We start from the raw sequence: 15870 nt of genomic DNA, 5'->3' as shown, positions 1-15870 counted from the left end.
TAACCTTGGTTATTACTTAGACATGAAGTTAGATTAATTATCAATAATCCATTGTGCTGCAACGGTTATCGAAAAGATTTTTAAAATATTACCCATATTACTGAAAGTTGTCTAACTTTTTAAAGTTCCTAAAAAACTAGTCTAAGTTTTAGCGCAATCTATTCAGGGAATTACTATTGAAACAGTCCGAACATTGCTGTTAGCCCACGTAGAAAAACGAAAGAACCTCTGTAGAATTTACGATACTTTCTGTTCTATCTAACGGCCAAGGAAACGTACACTAACTTCTTCAGCGTTCTTTGGGATGAGAGTAAATAAAGGCAAGCCTCTTACACCTTGCCCCTATCATTATTTAAGCAACATACCATCCATCAGCCAATACTTCTGCTTGATCCAGAACCAGCTTAATCGCCTCTTCAGCCGCATCAGGTGGGTATTTCCAGCGACGCAGTAAACGACGCACAAGGTTACGCATACGAGCACGGACACTTTCTCGTTTCTGCCAGTCTACCGTAGCGGACTTACGCAGTTGGTGAGTGAGTTCAATGGCGAGTTGACGCAGGTTATCGTCGCCTAAGGTACGCACAGAAGCTTCGTTGGTGACCAATGCACGGTAAAATGCAATTTCATCGGTAGACAGGTTGAGCTTTTCCATCATCTCGCTATCCGCTTGCATTTCTTTGGCCCACTGGATTAGCTCTTCAATTACCTGTGCTGTTTCGATATTGCGGTTATGGTATTTTTGCAGTGTTGACATGATACGGTCGGAATATTTCTTTTCCTGCACCACATCGTTTTTCATTCTTGCTTTCACTTCGTCGCGCAGCAGTTTTTCTAGCAGCTCAACAGCTAAATTCTTCTCTTTCATATTGGCAACATCTTCCAAAAACTCAGGAGAGAGCAAGCCAATATTCGGTTTATCTAAACCAACCGTTTTAAAGATATCATCCACTCCATCGGCAACCACCGCGTTATTCAGGATCTGGCGCAAAGCAGAATTACGCAATTCATCACTGCGCTTTTTATCAACTGTTGAGTGTTTTAAGAAGGCGGTCTTGATCGCTCCGTAAAAGGCGATCTCGCTCTTATAGCCGTCCACTTCATCCAAGGTATTACATAGCGAGAACGCTTTCATCAGTGCAGCCATGACATCTAGGAAGCGGCGTTTACCATCACGAACTTCTTCGCCTTTGCTGTTGCGGTGTGAGAGACCTGAGATATGGTTCACGGCTCCCGGAAGCAGTTGCAGCGGTTTGATTTCAAAATCCGGACGATAATTTAATACATCACCATCGACGGGAGTGGCAAACATACCGCGAATTACGTCGATTTTTTCCATAAAGACTGCGAAAGCTTCAGCGGTATCAACAGTTGGCTTGCCTTTACCCTGACTGTTGGTATAGGTCTTCAGTGCGTTTTTAAGTTCATTGGCAATACCAATATAGTCAACAACCAAACCTCCGGGCTTATCCTTAAACACACGATTCACACGCGCTATCGCCTGCATCAGGTTATGGCCTTTCATTGGCTTGTCGATATACATTGTATGGCAGCAAGGTGCATCAAAACCTGTTAACCACATATCTCGCACAATCACCAGTTGCAATTCGTCATCGGTATCCTTGTAGCGTTTCTCGAACAGCCTCTTGGTCTTCTTATCATGGATATGAGGCTGCATTTTTGCTTTATCAGCGGCGCTGCCTGTCATAATAATTTTGATCGCGCCTTTGTTTGGATCATCGCTATGCCATTCAGGTTTAATCGCCACAATGGCATCGTATAAATCCACACAAATCTCGCGACTCATGACAACGATCATTGCCTTGCCCGGAAAGGTTTCACAACGAGTGGTAAAATGCTCGACCAGATCTTTTGCCACCTGCTGGATGCGTGGCTCGGCACCGACCAGTTTTTCTAGCGCCGACCAGTGTGATTTGATTTTCTCACGGCTGGCGGTTTCTTCGTCTTCACCAATTTCTTCTTCAACCTGATCGTTCAGCGCTTCAATTTCATCTTGATTGATATCGAGCTTGGCTAAGCGAGATTCGTAGTAAATTGGCACTGTCGCGCCATCATCGACCGCGTCTTGAATATCGTAGATAGAAACATAATCACCAAAGACACCGCGAGTGTCTTTATCGTCCATCGATATCGGTGTACCTGTAAAACCAATAAAAGCGGCATTCGGCAGCGCGTCACGCATATATTTGGAGTAACCATAAACATAACGCTGATCAATCACATTGCCATTCTCGTCTTTGACATCAACAAGGCGAGCTTTATTGCCGTACTGGCTGCGGTGAGCCTCATCTGAAACTACCACTATATTCGAGCGCTCAGAAAGGACAGGATGTACCATTTCTTCATCGAGCAGCGCAAACTTTTGTACGGTTGTGAAGATGATGCCACCGGATTGACGATTGAGCAGTAAATCGCGTAATGAATCACGATCTTCTGCCTGCTGAGGAATCTGTTTTAGCGTTTCTTGCGCCATCGTAAAGGTGTTAAATAGCTGGCCATCTAGGTCATTACGGTCAGTCACCACTACTAAGGTTGGGTTATTCATTTCTGGTTGTTGCAGCAATTTACTTGCGTAACAGACCATCGAAATGCTTTTTCCACTTCCCTGAGTATGCCAAACCACGCCCGCTTTTTTACTTCCGGGCACCACGGTATTGGCGTAATTTGCCCGTGGCTCAGTAATTTGGTCAGACGTTGTGGCAGCCGTGACGGTTGCCTTAACAGCAGCTCGGACTGCATGGAATTGGTGATAACCTGCGATTTTTTTGATGATCTTGTCGCTATCATTTTCGAACAATACGAAGTAGCGAATGTAATCGAGCAGCAATTCTGGCTTAAAGAAGCCACGCACCATGGTTTCTAATTGGAATTCGAGTAACGGCTTATCGTCTTCGTCCTCGATGGTTTTCCATGGCAAAAAACGCTCTTTATTAGCCGTTAACGAGCCGACTCGCGCCGTCCAGCCATCAGAAATGACCAGCGCTTCATTGAACACAAAGAGATCAGCGATTTCTTCTTTATAAGTTTGGATTTGATTGTAAGCATTCCAAATGTCGGCGTGATCATCGGCTGGGTTTTTCAGCTCTATCACTGCCAAAGGCAAGCCATTGATAAAGACAATCACATCTGGCCTGCGATTGACCTTGGTGCCTGTAATGGTGAACTGATTGACCACTAAGAATTCGTTATTCTCGCGGTTCTCAAAATCAATTAATCGAACATGAGTATGCTTGGTCACCCATTGTTCTTGCTCCATTACCGAGTATTCAACAGGCACACCTTCGATTAAATATTGGTGAAAGAGTTTGTTGTTTTTAATCAGTACAGGCGTTTGCGGCGTGGCAACGGTTTTCGCCACTTCGATTAAGGTGTCACTGGGCACATTTGGGTTTAAGGTTTCCAAGGCAGAGACTAAACGCGCCTGTAGCGTGACTTGCTGATAGTTTTCACGTTCAGGCGTATCACCATCTGGTGCGATGTCATAGCCATTTTGGTATTGGTAGCCTAGCTCTTTAAACCAATCGAGGCATTGTTGTTCTAGTTGGTCTTCTGTAATCACATTGCTACCTCAAATGGAACATTTGTAACTTTTGATTCTAAACTCATTCAAAATCCCTCGTTTTAGAATGGCAATCCGAATAACAACCCAATCCCAAATCCTATCGGACTGACTGGCAAAGCCACATCTGCCACAATATCGGCTAGTCCTTCACTCACAACATCACTTACGACAGTTTCACCAACATTGTTGATAATTTCACCTGATAATACTTCTGAAACAGTATCACCCAATGCAACATTATCTATTCCTGAATCAATCACCATCGTGCTATCAAAGCTATCGGCGACCTCACTAGTGACAATAATTGGGATGTCTGAGTTTTCAGCAAGCGTCTCATTGATATAACTGACGCTGTCTGTCGCTTTAAGCTGAACTTCTGCGGCAATATCACCATCACTCATCAGAGCAATATCCGAAATGGGGTGGTTAGTTGCTTCAAATAACAAGGCATCCATACCTTGCTCATTGAGTGCAGTAACAACTTCTTGCTCAAACACAATGCCTTTGATGTTGCTGATGTGCCCCAACATAGCGTCGGGGTTAACATCAGCAAAGTAATCAAGAATATCGTCGTTGCTTGCGAGTTCTAGTTCGTTATAGCCTCTACGGACTGCATCAAAAACGGAGTTTTGAGCTATCACTGTTGGCGCGTTCCAGCTAGATAATCTACTACTTCTTTGTAACTGGAGCTGAGTAGCGGATAAACATAGTGACCATTGATGGTTCTTCGATCCCCATGTTTTGGAGCATTTGATTTTGCAATATCTTGGGCCGAATTACCCTTTTTAGTTTCAAACTCGGTGTTTGCTCCAAGCTCAACCAGTTTCATTACAGATTCAAGGTAGCCACTACTTGCTGCTACCATCAAAGGTGACCATCCATCCTCATTTCGCAAATCAAGATTGGCACCTTTACTATGGAGAAATTCTAATGTTGATGCTTGGTTATAACTTGCTGCCCAATAAGCGGCAGTTCTTCCAGACTTACTCTGAAGATTTACATCCGCACCTTTATCTATCAGCAACGAAATGAGTTCATTTTTGCCATTTTGAGCCAATAAAGATAACGCTGGGTGTGAGTCTTTATTTCTTGCGTTAGGATTCGCACCAGCAGTAACGAGCGCTTTGATCATTTCATCATCACCTTTAGTAACGGCGATAATCAGCATCGTTTCATTATCTTCGTTTTCCACATCTGGATTAACGCCATCAGCTAGTAGCTTCTTAGTGATGTTGACATGCCCATTTTGATACGCTGAAAGCATGGCGGCTTCTGAGTACTTGGCGCTGAATACCGCACCTTGAGCAAGGAGCTTATTGACTACTTCTAAACGTTGTTTGAAATAAGCGCCCGTAACCGCATTCCAGCCATCGTTATTGCAAACATCGACGGCTGCTCCGTGCTTAAGCAGAAATTCAACCGCTTTGACTCGGCCTTTCATTGATGCCCAAATCAATGGTGTCCACCCCTTGTCGTTACGAATGTTAACTTCAGCGCCTTTTTCGACCATCAACTCAGCGAGTTCAAAGTATTCATTGTCTAAACAAAGCAACAATGCGCTGCTCATTTGTTGTGGTCGATAGTTCGGGTTTGCGCCTTTGTGTAACAGTGCTTTAGCAATATCCAAGAAACCTAGTTCGATTGCTAACCGAAGTGGGTTATGACCTGCATGGTTGATATCAAAACTGTCACGATTGATAACGTTTTCGGCGAGTGTCGAAAATCCATTTTTCAAAGCAAGCTCAAATGGCGTTGCTTCTAATTCTTCAAAGACGGTGTTAACTAACTCTTGCTCTTGTTCAAGAACGTCATTCAATAATGCCAAATTGCCAGACTCAATGGCAGTCAATAGTTGTTCAGTCATTAGCATTAACCCTTTCAACGTCTAACTCGATTTCGCCGGAAAGCGACTTAGCATTCATTAAAATTTAGTTCCGTTAACTTAATAGCTTTCCAGTTGTGGCGAGCTTTAGATTTGTCCCAACTCATGATACGGAGTGCTCTGACTTTTGATTCATTTTTTAAATTACCTATAACAAAGGGAGGAACAAAAGTATCCTCGACAAATCCAAAGCCTTTGGGTGCTATTCGAAGCGTACCCTCTACATACGAAACATCAGCCATATCTACTTGCTTGGACGATGAGGAAGCTACTACTTCTTTGTTTCCATCAACACTCGCTACGGATAGCTCAACATAGTCACCAGCCTGAGGTTTCTGCTTACCTTTATGAACCCCCATGCGAACTGATAGTGATGTCGACTTATTTACGAATACTTGAAAGCCTTTACCGGATTTATGGATATTCTCTACGATAGCAACAACCTTCTCCATCGGCCCATGCAAGTAATTTAAAGCGTCGTGAGAAATAGAGTTTAAAAAAGGACTCAGTTGCTTTTCATCGACACCAGAATCATACCAAGGCTGCATAGATAGCTGTTCTAACTCTTGCTTTAGCTTCCACCCATGAGTTTGATAAGCCGCAATAGCCGTTTTTAGGCACATTGAGGCTTCAGCTTGCTGTTGATTTGCAAGTAATAAAGGAATAATTCCCTGTAATAAACGCAAACTAAAAGTAACGTCATGTGCGGATACTATTCCCCTAGCAAAAAACTTCATTGCTAAACTCTGATCTTGTTTTGAATAAGTAGCCGCCAACGCTCCCCAAGCCCAAGACTCTTTTTGCTTCTTTCTTAAAATGGGTAGAATGAGTTCGCGAGCCTGATCGTATTGGCCCGCAACAACTAGGCACTTCGCTTGGTCGTAATCAAGCCACATCATATGTTTAGTGTCAGAGGCTTGCTCGCGAGTTTGGTTAATAAATGCCATCACTTGGTTAAGATCTAGATGCCAATACTCTCGTGCTCTAAGCCATGCACTCGCCACTTGGCGTGCTGTTGAGAGCATCAAACTTGGCACTTCACCTTTTTCAGCTTGAAAAGGCGTTTTAGCCTCACCATCAAACAGCGCAGTTTGATGTCGAAGCACAAGGTGAATCAAGGTTGGAAACCATTCCAAACTCTTCTTAAACTGAACCAGCAGCATTTTGTACTCTAGGCCGCCAGTAGCAATATCTAAATTTACTATGGTTTGCAGCAAGTTCTCTATTTGCTCAAATTCAAAATCAGTAGGACGGTAGTTGTTCGAAGAACTCGCTCGCTTATTTAGATTTTCAAGCTGGTGCTTGAGAAACTCATAACACACCCAAAATAAAGCACCTTTCAAGTAAGTATCTTGGGGAGCTGCCTGCAACGCTTGAAAACCAAACTCCCAAGCTCCTTGCAGGTCTCCGCTTTTTCTCAAATTATTTACTGTACGATTAGCTGGCTCATTCATAGAAGCACACCTATTTGACATATTATTTCGTCAATAAGCCTTGTGGAATTACTAAGCTGAGGCATAGGTTGAACTTTAGTAAATTGGCTAGACTTGTTGTACCAAAACTCAATCACCGCCAACTCATTGCCTTTAACAAATGCATATCTTTCACAAAATGAACGAGATTCAATTTTGCTTATATCAGCTCCAACACTGCTGATTTGACCCAGTACATTTAGATAAAACTCTTCTAAGAATGGCTCTGAAAAGTGGAACTGAGTATCCTTTGAAGACTCAGGGACATCAAGCAAAGTACCTTCTAATTGACCAAGCAAAGCCATGAGTTCAACATCGAACCCATCTTGAGCAATGCTCTTTACGCCAGACACTTTCCAGTTACCCTTGTAATTAAAACTTATCGAAGCCTGCTCGTTCCCTCGCTGCAAGATGTAACGATCTTGATAGTTATAATGAAGGACATCCACTACAGTAATCCCTGTACCTTCAATACATGCATGAACAAGTTGGTATAACTTTTTAAGTTGCGGGATGTCAGTCTGAAAATCAAACTTCACTGTGGTTACTGAGTTTGTTGCTTCGGTACTTGGTCGCACAACCTCAACGCCTTGCGGAACAGAATAGTTGAGGTCTACTGCTTTTGGTTGATAGACTCCTGCTATTTTCATTCCATCTCCTAAGCGCAACTGAGGTGGATTCATTACATACAGGATGCCAGAAGTTCTCGTTATAGCGGTGTATAACCAGCGGAAGTAATCTTTAGTTAAGGCTTTTTGGTGTGTTTGACACTGTAAGAAAACAGTTTTCCATTCGCTACCCTGTGCTTTGTGTCCAGTAATGGAATAACCAAACTTAATTTTAAAAGCATTGAAATAAGGATCTTGCAATAATGCAATTCTAAGCTTTTGTTCATTACCTTTACGTCTCAGTTCTGGATGTCGATTTAAAAAGTGAACATAGAGTGCTTTGTGCTCATCTGACGATAAGGTCGGCTGATCATTGTAAAGTAGGTTTTCTACAATTTTGGCTTCAAAGAAGAATGGTTCACCATAGTCGTTGCGAAAGCCTAGAATCACATCCCTAAAACTCAGATTTACTTTTCGCTTAACCATGTCACCAGTGTCACCTTTGACGCTAATGACAACACTAATCAACTCAGAATGAGGAGATAGTACTTCCTTGATCATGCCAAATTCACCATTGGTAATACAAGCGTCTGCTCGATAGTGATTTGCTACCGAAATGACTTTATCTCCCGCGACCATTTGCTGTTGACCAGTAAAGAAGTACTCTCTAACCAAACGGTTATACTCAGCTACTTGTCGGTTTGAAGAAGCAATAATAATACTTTCTCCTGTACGACTAACTTTTCTATCACATGAGTCTAGATAAGTGCTAAGTAGATTTTCCGAGGACAAATTAAATACATCATGATCATTAACTTCAAATTTCAGTTTATTGAAAAGATTTTGCTCTAAACCGTCACGCAACATGGCAGCATTGTTCAAAACACCACTATCACCTTTTTGACGAACAACTTCAGTCAAGTACCCTGAAGCCACAGCGACTTGATAATTTTCTTTAAGGTAACTGGCATCTAGCGCTGGTGACGTATTCATTCCAACAGGTGGCAACTGTGCATTATCACCAATAAAAATAACTTTCTTATTATGATCGTTGTGGTCAATATTTATGTACTTGAGCAAGTCTTTTAATAGATATCCACTCCCAAAACGAAAAAACTCACCATCGGAATATCTGTCAGAAACCATTGACGCTTCATCAATTATATAAACAGCTTCCGCGGTATCTACATTGACTTTAAGGTCAGCATAGCAACGATAAGTTTCAGACCCTTCCACACCGTCAACTTTGTACTCTTTCACGTTGTCATAATTGTATATCACGCGGTGAATAGTGCTGGCAGGTTGCATTGTTTTGTCTGATATCACTTTCGCGGCTTTCCCCGTCGGGGCCATAATAGCGAATTCACGACCAATTCTTTCTAGGTACTGAGTAAATCCTTTAGTTATAAATGTCTTACCTGTACCTGCATAACCATTAAGTAAAAATACGTTTTGTTTGGTATCGGTTAGAAACTCATTTATTTGCTTAACTATTTGGTTTTGACCTTTAGTTAAACTTACTCCTTCAAAGCAATCAAATATATCAATATTTCGGCGCGTCACTTCCATATCAAGATCAAAGCTTGAAGCTGATGAAATACTAGCTTGTTTAAACTCTTCACGCGTCCTGTAATCAAAGAAGGCTTGTTGTGAAGCGACTAGATCTTTTTGTTTTTGTTCAAGTTCAATCTGTAATAGTGCTTGCTCTTTTTTTACATTGGAAAGTGTGTCGTTTTTTTCGTCTAGTTGAGCTATTAGCTCATTCGTCTGTTGTTGATATTTATCACTATTATCAGCAAGTTGGGTCTTTAATTCAGCTTCTCGTTTATTGAGTTCTTGACGTTGACGCTCTAACTCTGCTTCTAAGCGAGATGTCTGGTCGATAGGTTTTACCGGATCAACAAACTCTGGCGGAGTGATAGGCTGATTGAGAATGGCTTGAGCATACCAACGGGCGACTAAATAAGCTTCTTTGATTAACCAGAGTGTTTCATTGAGGGAAATGTCGTCTGAACCATTGCTAGAGTGGGCAGCCTTGTTACCTTTATGTCGCAATACATCTAACTTGGCCCAAATTCCCTTGTCACTGACAACATCCTTGAATTCGTAGCTGCGCAGTCGATTATATAAATCATCACGAACAGGTGGGGTTAGAGATAAACGTGAATAAATCTCCCCAACGACTAATTCAGTAAAACACCTAAGTTTCACTAATACTACCTGCTTATCATCATAGCAATACAACTCTGCACTTTTACCAAATTGAGCGAGTTCAGGGCTGATGTCTGTTAGAAAATTGAAATTACTCATAACTCTTAATCCCTCCAGATTAAACTATTGGGCCACTTAAATTTCTCCTGACAACAATTTAGGAAGCAGTGTGTCACGTAGCGTTGCAAGCTCTATATTTTGACGTACATTAGCCTCAATCTTTTGAAGAAGGGGAGCGACTAACACATCAAATTCATTGGCAAGCTCAGCTCCACTAAATGCCATAGAATAGGTATCAAATGTCTTTGTGGTGATCGTATCAAAGACAGCTCCGTGAGTGTTCCGTTGAAGGGTACTTACAGCTTCCTTCAGGTTGAAGTAATTGTAGTAATCACCAACCTCTTTACCTCGAATTCCGTAACATGATTGGTTCATGCACATGTCCGTACCAACAAGGGCTAACTTACCAACCGTACCACGAGCCGTGATAATTGTTGTTCCTTTCGGAAGTAACTTCGTCGATGATTTTTTTAGACCAAGTTCTGTAATCTTTTCGTCAGTATCAACAACAAATACATTGCTTCCTGTTGGTACATCTTTTACCGAGAACCAAGGAATATCACCATTCCAATATGCCTCTTCTGAACGTTTAGGCGTTCCGCCACCAGTTAACTTAATCAACTCAGATAGTGAACTGACTTTCCAACCTTCCGGTATCAAACCCAACTCAGACTCAACGAGCTTTTCGGGGAATAGCGAGGCAGTGGCTTCATCCATTCCTTCTGGTTGTTCACCGCGCATTTTGGCTTTGACTGGATCGAAATCCACAAACCATGATTTGAAGATAGCTTGCGCCATAGCTTCTAGGGTTTGGTTGGTTTGTTGGTTAACTGCAATCTTTCTATCTAAAGATTGCAGTACTTTAGCTATTTTCTTTTGGACAGCAATTGATGGAACTGGGAGTGGAAGCCCTTTTACTGTAGGTATATTTGTATACCCCTGTACAGAGCCAGAGTTATGATTCGCATGGTTATCTCGAAACTTTTTACTACTCACAACATAATATAGATACTCTGAGTCGAGTAGCTCTGGATTAGGCCTTAAGATTCCAATCGAGCTTGAAAAACCAAAGAAATCAGACTCCTTATACAAATATGTATTCCCAAAAGAACCGATGATTCCAAATAGAACATCTCCCGCCTGAGGACGCCTTGTTGCTTTGCTATCTTTCGAGAACAGTTTTTCAAAAGATTCTTCAGATATGTAATCCAATTTATCTAATTTTAAGAAGCCTTGACCAATATTCTTGGACGTAAGATAGGGGATACCAGTCTCTACTCTTGTAACTTTACTGTGTGCTCCGTCTCCTACAGAACAAACTTCTCCTATTGATTTAACCTCAAAGCCCATAGCCCAACCCCGCTAGGTTCTTTTTGATCTCAGCCTCTAGCATTTCTGATTCAGCAAATTGCTCACTCAATTTCGCGGTTAGCGTTGCCATCTTCTCACTAAAGGGAACACCATCATCTGACTCTTCTTCTGCGCCAACGTAACGCCCCGGAGTCAACACAAAATCGTGTTTTTTAATCTCATCCAAGTTTGCAGATTTACAGAATCCTGCTTGGTCTTCGTAAGTGTTACCATTCACTTCCACGCCAGTTTTCCAAGCGTGGTACAGGTCAGCGACTTTCTGGATATCATCACGAGTGAAATCACGAAGTACGCGGTCTTTCATATAGCCAAGGTTACGCGCATCTATGAATAGTACTTCGCCTTTTCGATCACGTAGCTTACGACCTGATTTATCAGTACGTGCTTTCTTGTTTTTGGTTAAGAACCAGATACAAGCCGGAATCTGCGTGTTGGTAAACAGTTGCCCCGGAAGCGCAACCATACACTCGATCAAATCGTTCTCGACCAAGGCCGCACGAATTTCGCCTTCGTTGTTGGTGGTTGAACTCATCGAGCCATTAGCAAGAAGTAAGGCTTGAGAACCATCTGGTGCAAGGTGGTAGAGCATATGCTGCATCCAAGCAAAGTTGGCGTTACCTGATGGTGGAGTGCCATATACCCAGCGTGGATCGTTATCATCGACACCTGTATTCCACTCTTTCATGTTGAAAGGAGGGTTTGCCATTATGAAATCGGCACGTAAATCAGGGTGCTGGTCATTGGTATAAGTACTGGCAGGTTCCTTGCCAAAATCGTAATCCAAGCCACGGATTGCCATATTCATCGCAGCAAGCTGCCATGTGGTGTAATTGTACTCCTGACCGTAAATCGAGATTCTTTGTTTTTGCGTCAGCGGGTCGATTTCTTTTTGGTTGGCTCTACGTTCAATAAACTTCTCTGATTGCACAAAGAAGCCGCCGGAACCCATTGCAGGGTCATAGACACGGCCTTCAAACGGCTCAATCATCTCAACAATCAGCGAAACGATGGAGGCAGGCGTGTAGAACTGACCGCCTTTCTTGCCTTCAGCAAGCGCAAATTGGCCTAAGAAGTATTCGTAAACATGACCAAGTATATCTTTACTGTTCAGGGACTTATGATTAAACGGAATGGTCGCGATTAGGTTGATCAGCTCATTCAGTTTTGCCTGATCAATTTTTAGAGCGGCGTAGTGCTTGTTGAGTACGCCTTTTAGCTTCTGGTTGTCGCGCTCAATACCTTCCAAGGCGTTATCAATCAGATGCCCAACAGAAGTGATCTTCTTCGTCTTACCATCAATCACTAAGTCCGCACCACCAATGACCATTGGGCCATTGTCTTGCAGGAACTTCCAACGAGATTCTGTCGGCAACCAAAACACGTTTTTCTCTTTGTAGTAATCGCGCTGTTCCAGCTCAATCGCGATCTCTTGTTCCAGTTCTTCAGCCGTGTAACCTTCTGGGTCGAGGTAATACTCATGGTCAGGGTTAGCGAAGTCTTGTTTTAGCTCTTCTTGGCGCAGTATGAAGGCGTCAGACACGTATTTAACGAATATTAAGCCAAGCACAGCATGTTTGTATTGAGAGGCATCGAGTGACGCACGGAGTTTGTCTGCGGCTGTCCAGAGCTTGCTTTCCAGCTCTTTCAGGAATAGTTGTTCTTGTTCGTTCATTACGGGTTTCTTGAGTTCGAAAAATTGGCCTTATGATACCAGTAACTACGCAAATTTCCTTGAGTTCTGCCTTACTTAACAGTGATTTTTATGAAGTAAGGAGCACATTATGGCTGCTTGGAATAAAGGAAAAAGAGTTGGGCAGAAGAAAGCGTTCAAATTGGAAGACATTTGGCGCATCCGCATTCGATTGGAGCTTGAGGAACGGTTATTTGAATTAGCGCTGTTTAACCTCGCCATTGATAGCAAACTCAGAGCCTGTGACTTACGGAACCTGAAAGTACAAGATGTCAGCCGCAGTGGCTGCGTTATGTCACGAGCGATTGTGAAGCAACAGAAAACCCATCAAGAAGTGCACTTCGAGATCACGCCTAAGACTCAGCAAACCTTATCTCAATGGATAATCCTGAATGGTCTAACACCAACCGACTACGTGTTCCCAAGCCCTCGCCGTGAAGGGCAACCAATCTCTTACCATTACTACACGACTATGGTTAACCGATGGGTAACAGATATCGGTTTAGATAAAACTCAATACGGCACACATTCATTAAGGCGTACAAAAGCTTCTTTGATCTACGCCAAAACCAAGAACTTACGTGCTATCCAGTTACTTCTTGGTCATGCTAAGTTAGAAAGTACGATTGAATACCTTGGTGTCGAGATTGAAGATGCACTGAGGATTTCGGAGAGTTGTGAGACGTGAGGTATCGACATCAATTTATACAACCTTTAACTCAGCATTTATCAAAGTAGATACCAAACTTACCGCTGTACTGCTTTCCAGCATAGAAATTGATTTGATGGTCTGCTATGACGTTCTTGACTAAGTTAATATCCGATTCATCAACTTTGCACCCAAAATATACCGCTTTCAAAGGTGCAGGCCATGGGTGCAATTTATTGCCATTTTCAACAATATGACGCCATTCTTGTTCATATTCCCAATGCTTTGACTTTGAATAAAGTATCCGCTTCTTGTTTGATAATGTTGCTGTACTATCCAGCAGAGACTTAGGACTCAATGTTGGGTGATTATCCGTGTAAAATATAGGCTGTGTAGAATCAAAATCAGCTAGTAGTTCCCCATCTTTTCGCTCAAACTCTAAACACATACCCTTATGGTCTTCTGCATAATGAGACCACATTAAAAGGTTCTTATTGCTATCAGCTAGCGACAGAATTCCTAGATCTTCAATACCCCGTGTAAACTTGCTCAGCTCTTCCTCTAAAGACACTTTCTTCTGCACAATTGTATCTGACACACCTTTGCCAAAGATTTGCTGTAACTTTACTGGATCAGTTTCTTGTACATATGAATGGAGCCTGCCTGTGACATGAAAGCGAGTATCAAATGGGTCATTGAAGCCTGCTGGTTTCGAATACCACATTTTCTTTTGCGCGAGGGCATTTAATTGATACTTACCGATGGGGCAGTATTTATAAAGCGATGTAACTTCTGGGCGTTTCACGTCTAGCTCATATTGTAATGATTACACTTTTCAATGATGAGACTTTTTCAACTTAAATCATAGCGTTTAAACGACTTTATGTGACCAAACAACTAACTCGCTTTTGTCCCAAATCGTAGCTTAAACATCACTTATAGAAAACAAAGGACGCACCATCTAGCAACGTGCCTCCAATTCTTAGCAAGTGGGTCTCGCCATGCCTCTCAAGGGCTATGAGGTTCTGCTCCAAAAATAGCTTGTCCAAAGAGGTTCGTTTCAATAGTTCCATAATATCGAGGGAAATAGATAACGTTTTTTCTGCCTGTTTTCCAATAATGGTGATTTGGCTCGAATTGTCAGCTCGCTCTATTTTTTTAACTTCTACATAGCCCAGATGCTTGATGATTAGCGATGAGGCACTGACTTCTTCTCTGCCATGTGGTTTGAAGGATTGTGACTTTTGATAGTTTATTGATGTGTTGACAATGGTTATGTAGTAATTTTTTGAACTTTTAGCAATTCTATACCAAGCAGAGGTAGTATCCTGTTCAGCCTTGCATAATTTATTAACAAGCTTGGCACTATCTTCGATGAGTTTATATTCTTGACCATCAATATTCATGGTGAATATCCATCGGCTTTCTTCTTTTTGGGTAGAAAAACTTATATTCTTGTTTTTTTGGCTTATTAGACGTTGTATTGGCTCTTTTACATCTAACTCTCGAGGTGCTGGCTTAATGTATTGCTGGCGAGTATCCCGCTTCACTCTACCGAACATTATCCAGTCAAATAGACCACATGTAATTGCTATTTCTGCTTTGCTCTCCCCTACAGGGCGGCCATACAACAATAAAGATTCTATACTTTTGCGTTTAAACTGTTTTTGCCTCATCAACGCTGGCTTAATATCAATTTCAAATGTATCACGGCTATCATCAGCTTCAGCCAGTACTGTATATCCTTCTTGAACATCAGAGCTTACTATGTTTTTGATGAGAAGAGGTTTCCAGCCGCCATTCTCTAATATCGGTTTTGTATTTTTCTTTGACTGTAGAGATGTCATCGAAACCGTGCATGGATGTTTCGGCCAAGGTGGCCCTAGAGAGTCAAAAAACACTCGTGCACCATTTGGGTGTTCGTAGTAGTAGACGCTAGCACCGCACTTTGGACAATTCGCGTTAGGTATAGTAAATGCTTTAGATGCACCGTAATAAGCATTAGTAGAAACAAAGCCTTTAGGCCGTTTGGGTTTAACTACGTTGGCTTTGTTAACATCAATTTGCTTTCCATTCTTAATCGGCACTATACGACCATCAATTGTTCTGAATACAGTGGACATTGTTATCTTAAGCCTATGACATTCTAGTAAAAACAGAGTAACTAAGATTCCGCGAGCAATTTTTATCTTAAATCACAGTTAATAAAAAAATCTTTGAAGGGGCACTTGCTACCTTTCCGACAGTCTGAACTAGTGATTTAAAACTTTAAGACTAACTCGCTTCTGTCCCAAACCTAAGAGTGCAAGAGAACATCTGGGTAGGTTACTAAGACTCGACACAT

General features: G+C 42.0%; 10 protein-coding genes. 1 reads left to right on the top strand and 9 read right to left on the bottom strand.

Translation table 11 applies throughout. From position 1 onward, the window contains the following. Positions 1-352: 352 nt before the first annotated feature. From R7F64_RS22625 to R7F64_RS22595, 7 genes are all read right to left on the bottom strand, one after another. A complete protein-coding gene (locus R7F64_RS22625) occupies positions 353-3580 on the bottom strand; it encodes a type I restriction endonuclease subunit R (protein ID WP_237459634.1) in 3228 nt (1075 codons plus the stop codon). A gap of 62 nt (positions 3581-3642) precedes the next feature. Beyond that, entirely contained in the window at positions 3643-4224 is a 582-nt protein-coding gene (locus R7F64_RS22620; protein WP_140202710.1) for a hypothetical protein, read from the bottom strand. Beyond that, positions 4221-5447 (bottom strand): ankyrin repeat domain-containing protein, encoded by a 1227-nt coding sequence (locus R7F64_RS22615; RefSeq protein WP_140202709.1) that lies wholly within the window; start codon positions 5445-5447, stop codon positions 4221-4223. Before R7F64_RS22615 ends, R7F64_RS22620 begins: the two co-directional genes overlap by 4 nt. A 47-nt stretch (positions 5448-5494) precedes the next feature. Beyond that, positions 5495-6919: a tetratricopeptide repeat protein gene (locus R7F64_RS22610; protein ID WP_318072097.1), complete on the bottom strand. Its 1425-nt coding sequence runs from the start codon at positions 6917-6919 to the stop codon at positions 5495-5497. Continuing rightward, the gene (locus R7F64_RS22605; RefSeq protein WP_318072096.1) at positions 6916-9855 is read right to left on the bottom strand and encodes an AAA family ATPase; all 2940 of its coding nucleotides are present in this window, start codon (positions 9853-9855) and stop codon (positions 6916-6918) included. The genes R7F64_RS22610 and R7F64_RS22605 overlap by 4 nt, the downstream gene beginning before the upstream one ends. A gap of 36 nt (positions 9856-9891) precedes the next feature. Continuing rightward, positions 9892-11166 carry a restriction endonuclease subunit S gene (locus R7F64_RS22600; RefSeq protein WP_318072095.1) on the bottom strand — a complete coding sequence of 425 codons (1275 nt, stop codon included), beginning with the start codon at positions 11164-11166 and terminating at the stop codon, positions 9892-9894. After that, on the bottom strand, positions 11156-12859 hold the full coding sequence (locus tag R7F64_RS22595) for a type I restriction-modification system subunit M (RefSeq protein WP_318072094.1): 1704 nt from the start codon (positions 12857-12859) through the stop codon (positions 11156-11158). The genes R7F64_RS22600 and R7F64_RS22595 overlap by 11 nt, the downstream gene beginning before the upstream one ends. Before the next feature lie 109 nt (positions 12860-12968). Between R7F64_RS22595 and R7F64_RS22590 the strand changes: the two genes are divergently transcribed. Continuing rightward, the gene (locus R7F64_RS22590) at positions 12969-13565 is read left to right on the top strand and encodes a tyrosine-type recombinase/integrase (RefSeq protein ID WP_043044402.1); all 597 of its coding nucleotides are present in this window, start codon (positions 12969-12971) and stop codon (positions 13563-13565) included. A 31-nt stretch (positions 13566-13596) separates the two neighbouring features. Here R7F64_RS22590 and R7F64_RS22585 read toward each other — a convergent pair whose 3' ends face one another. Both R7F64_RS22585 and R7F64_RS22580 read right to left on the bottom strand, forming a co-directional pair. Next, complete coding sequence (locus R7F64_RS22585; protein ID WP_318072093.1) at positions 13597-14331, bottom strand: DUF2971 domain-containing protein; 735 nt, start codon at positions 14329-14331, stop codon at positions 13597-13599. Between the two features lie 127 nt (positions 14332-14458). Next, positions 14459-15649, bottom strand: a complete 1191-nt coding sequence (locus R7F64_RS22580; RefSeq protein ID WP_169608780.1) for a hypothetical protein — start codon at positions 15647-15649, stop codon at positions 14459-14461. Between the last annotated feature and the right edge of the window lie 221 nt (positions 15650-15870).

Source organism: Vibrio sp. Vb1980 (genome assembly GCF_033338615.1).
In the GTDB taxonomy this organism is placed as follows: Bacteria; Pseudomonadota; Gammaproteobacteria; order Enterobacterales; family Vibrionaceae; genus Vibrio; species Vibrio alginolyticus.
Note: the sequence above shows the minus strand (reverse complement) of the source record. Positions and strands in the feature narration are given on the sequence as shown.

Bases quoted from the DNA above. Each gene is read 5' to 3' on its own strand.
- R7F64_RS22615 (WP_140202709.1), bottom strand. From the start codon at position 5,447: ATGACTGAACAACTATTGACTGCCATTGAGTCTGGCAATTTGGCATTA.
- R7F64_RS22610 (WP_318072097.1), bottom strand. From the start codon at position 6,919: ATGAATGAGCCAGCTAATCGTACAGTAAATAATTTGAGAAAAAGCGGA.
- R7F64_RS22605 (WP_318072096.1), bottom strand. From the start codon at position 9,855: ATGAGTAATTTCAATTTTCTAACAGACATCAGCCCTGAACTCGCTCAA.
- R7F64_RS22600 (WP_318072095.1), bottom strand. From the start codon at position 11,166: ATGGGCTTTGAGGTTAAATCAATAGGAGAAGTTTGTTCTGTAGGAGAC.
- R7F64_RS22595 (WP_318072094.1), bottom strand. From the start codon at position 12,859: ATGAACGAACAAGAACAACTATTCCTGAAAGAGCTGGAAAGCAAGCTC.
- R7F64_RS22590 (WP_043044402.1), top strand. From the start codon at position 12,969: ATGGCTGCTTGGAATAAAGGAAAAAGAGTTGGGCAGAAGAAAGCGTTC.
- R7F64_RS22580 (WP_169608780.1), bottom strand. From the start codon at position 15,649: ATGTCCACTGTATTCAGAACAATTGATGGTCGTATAGTGCCGATTAAG.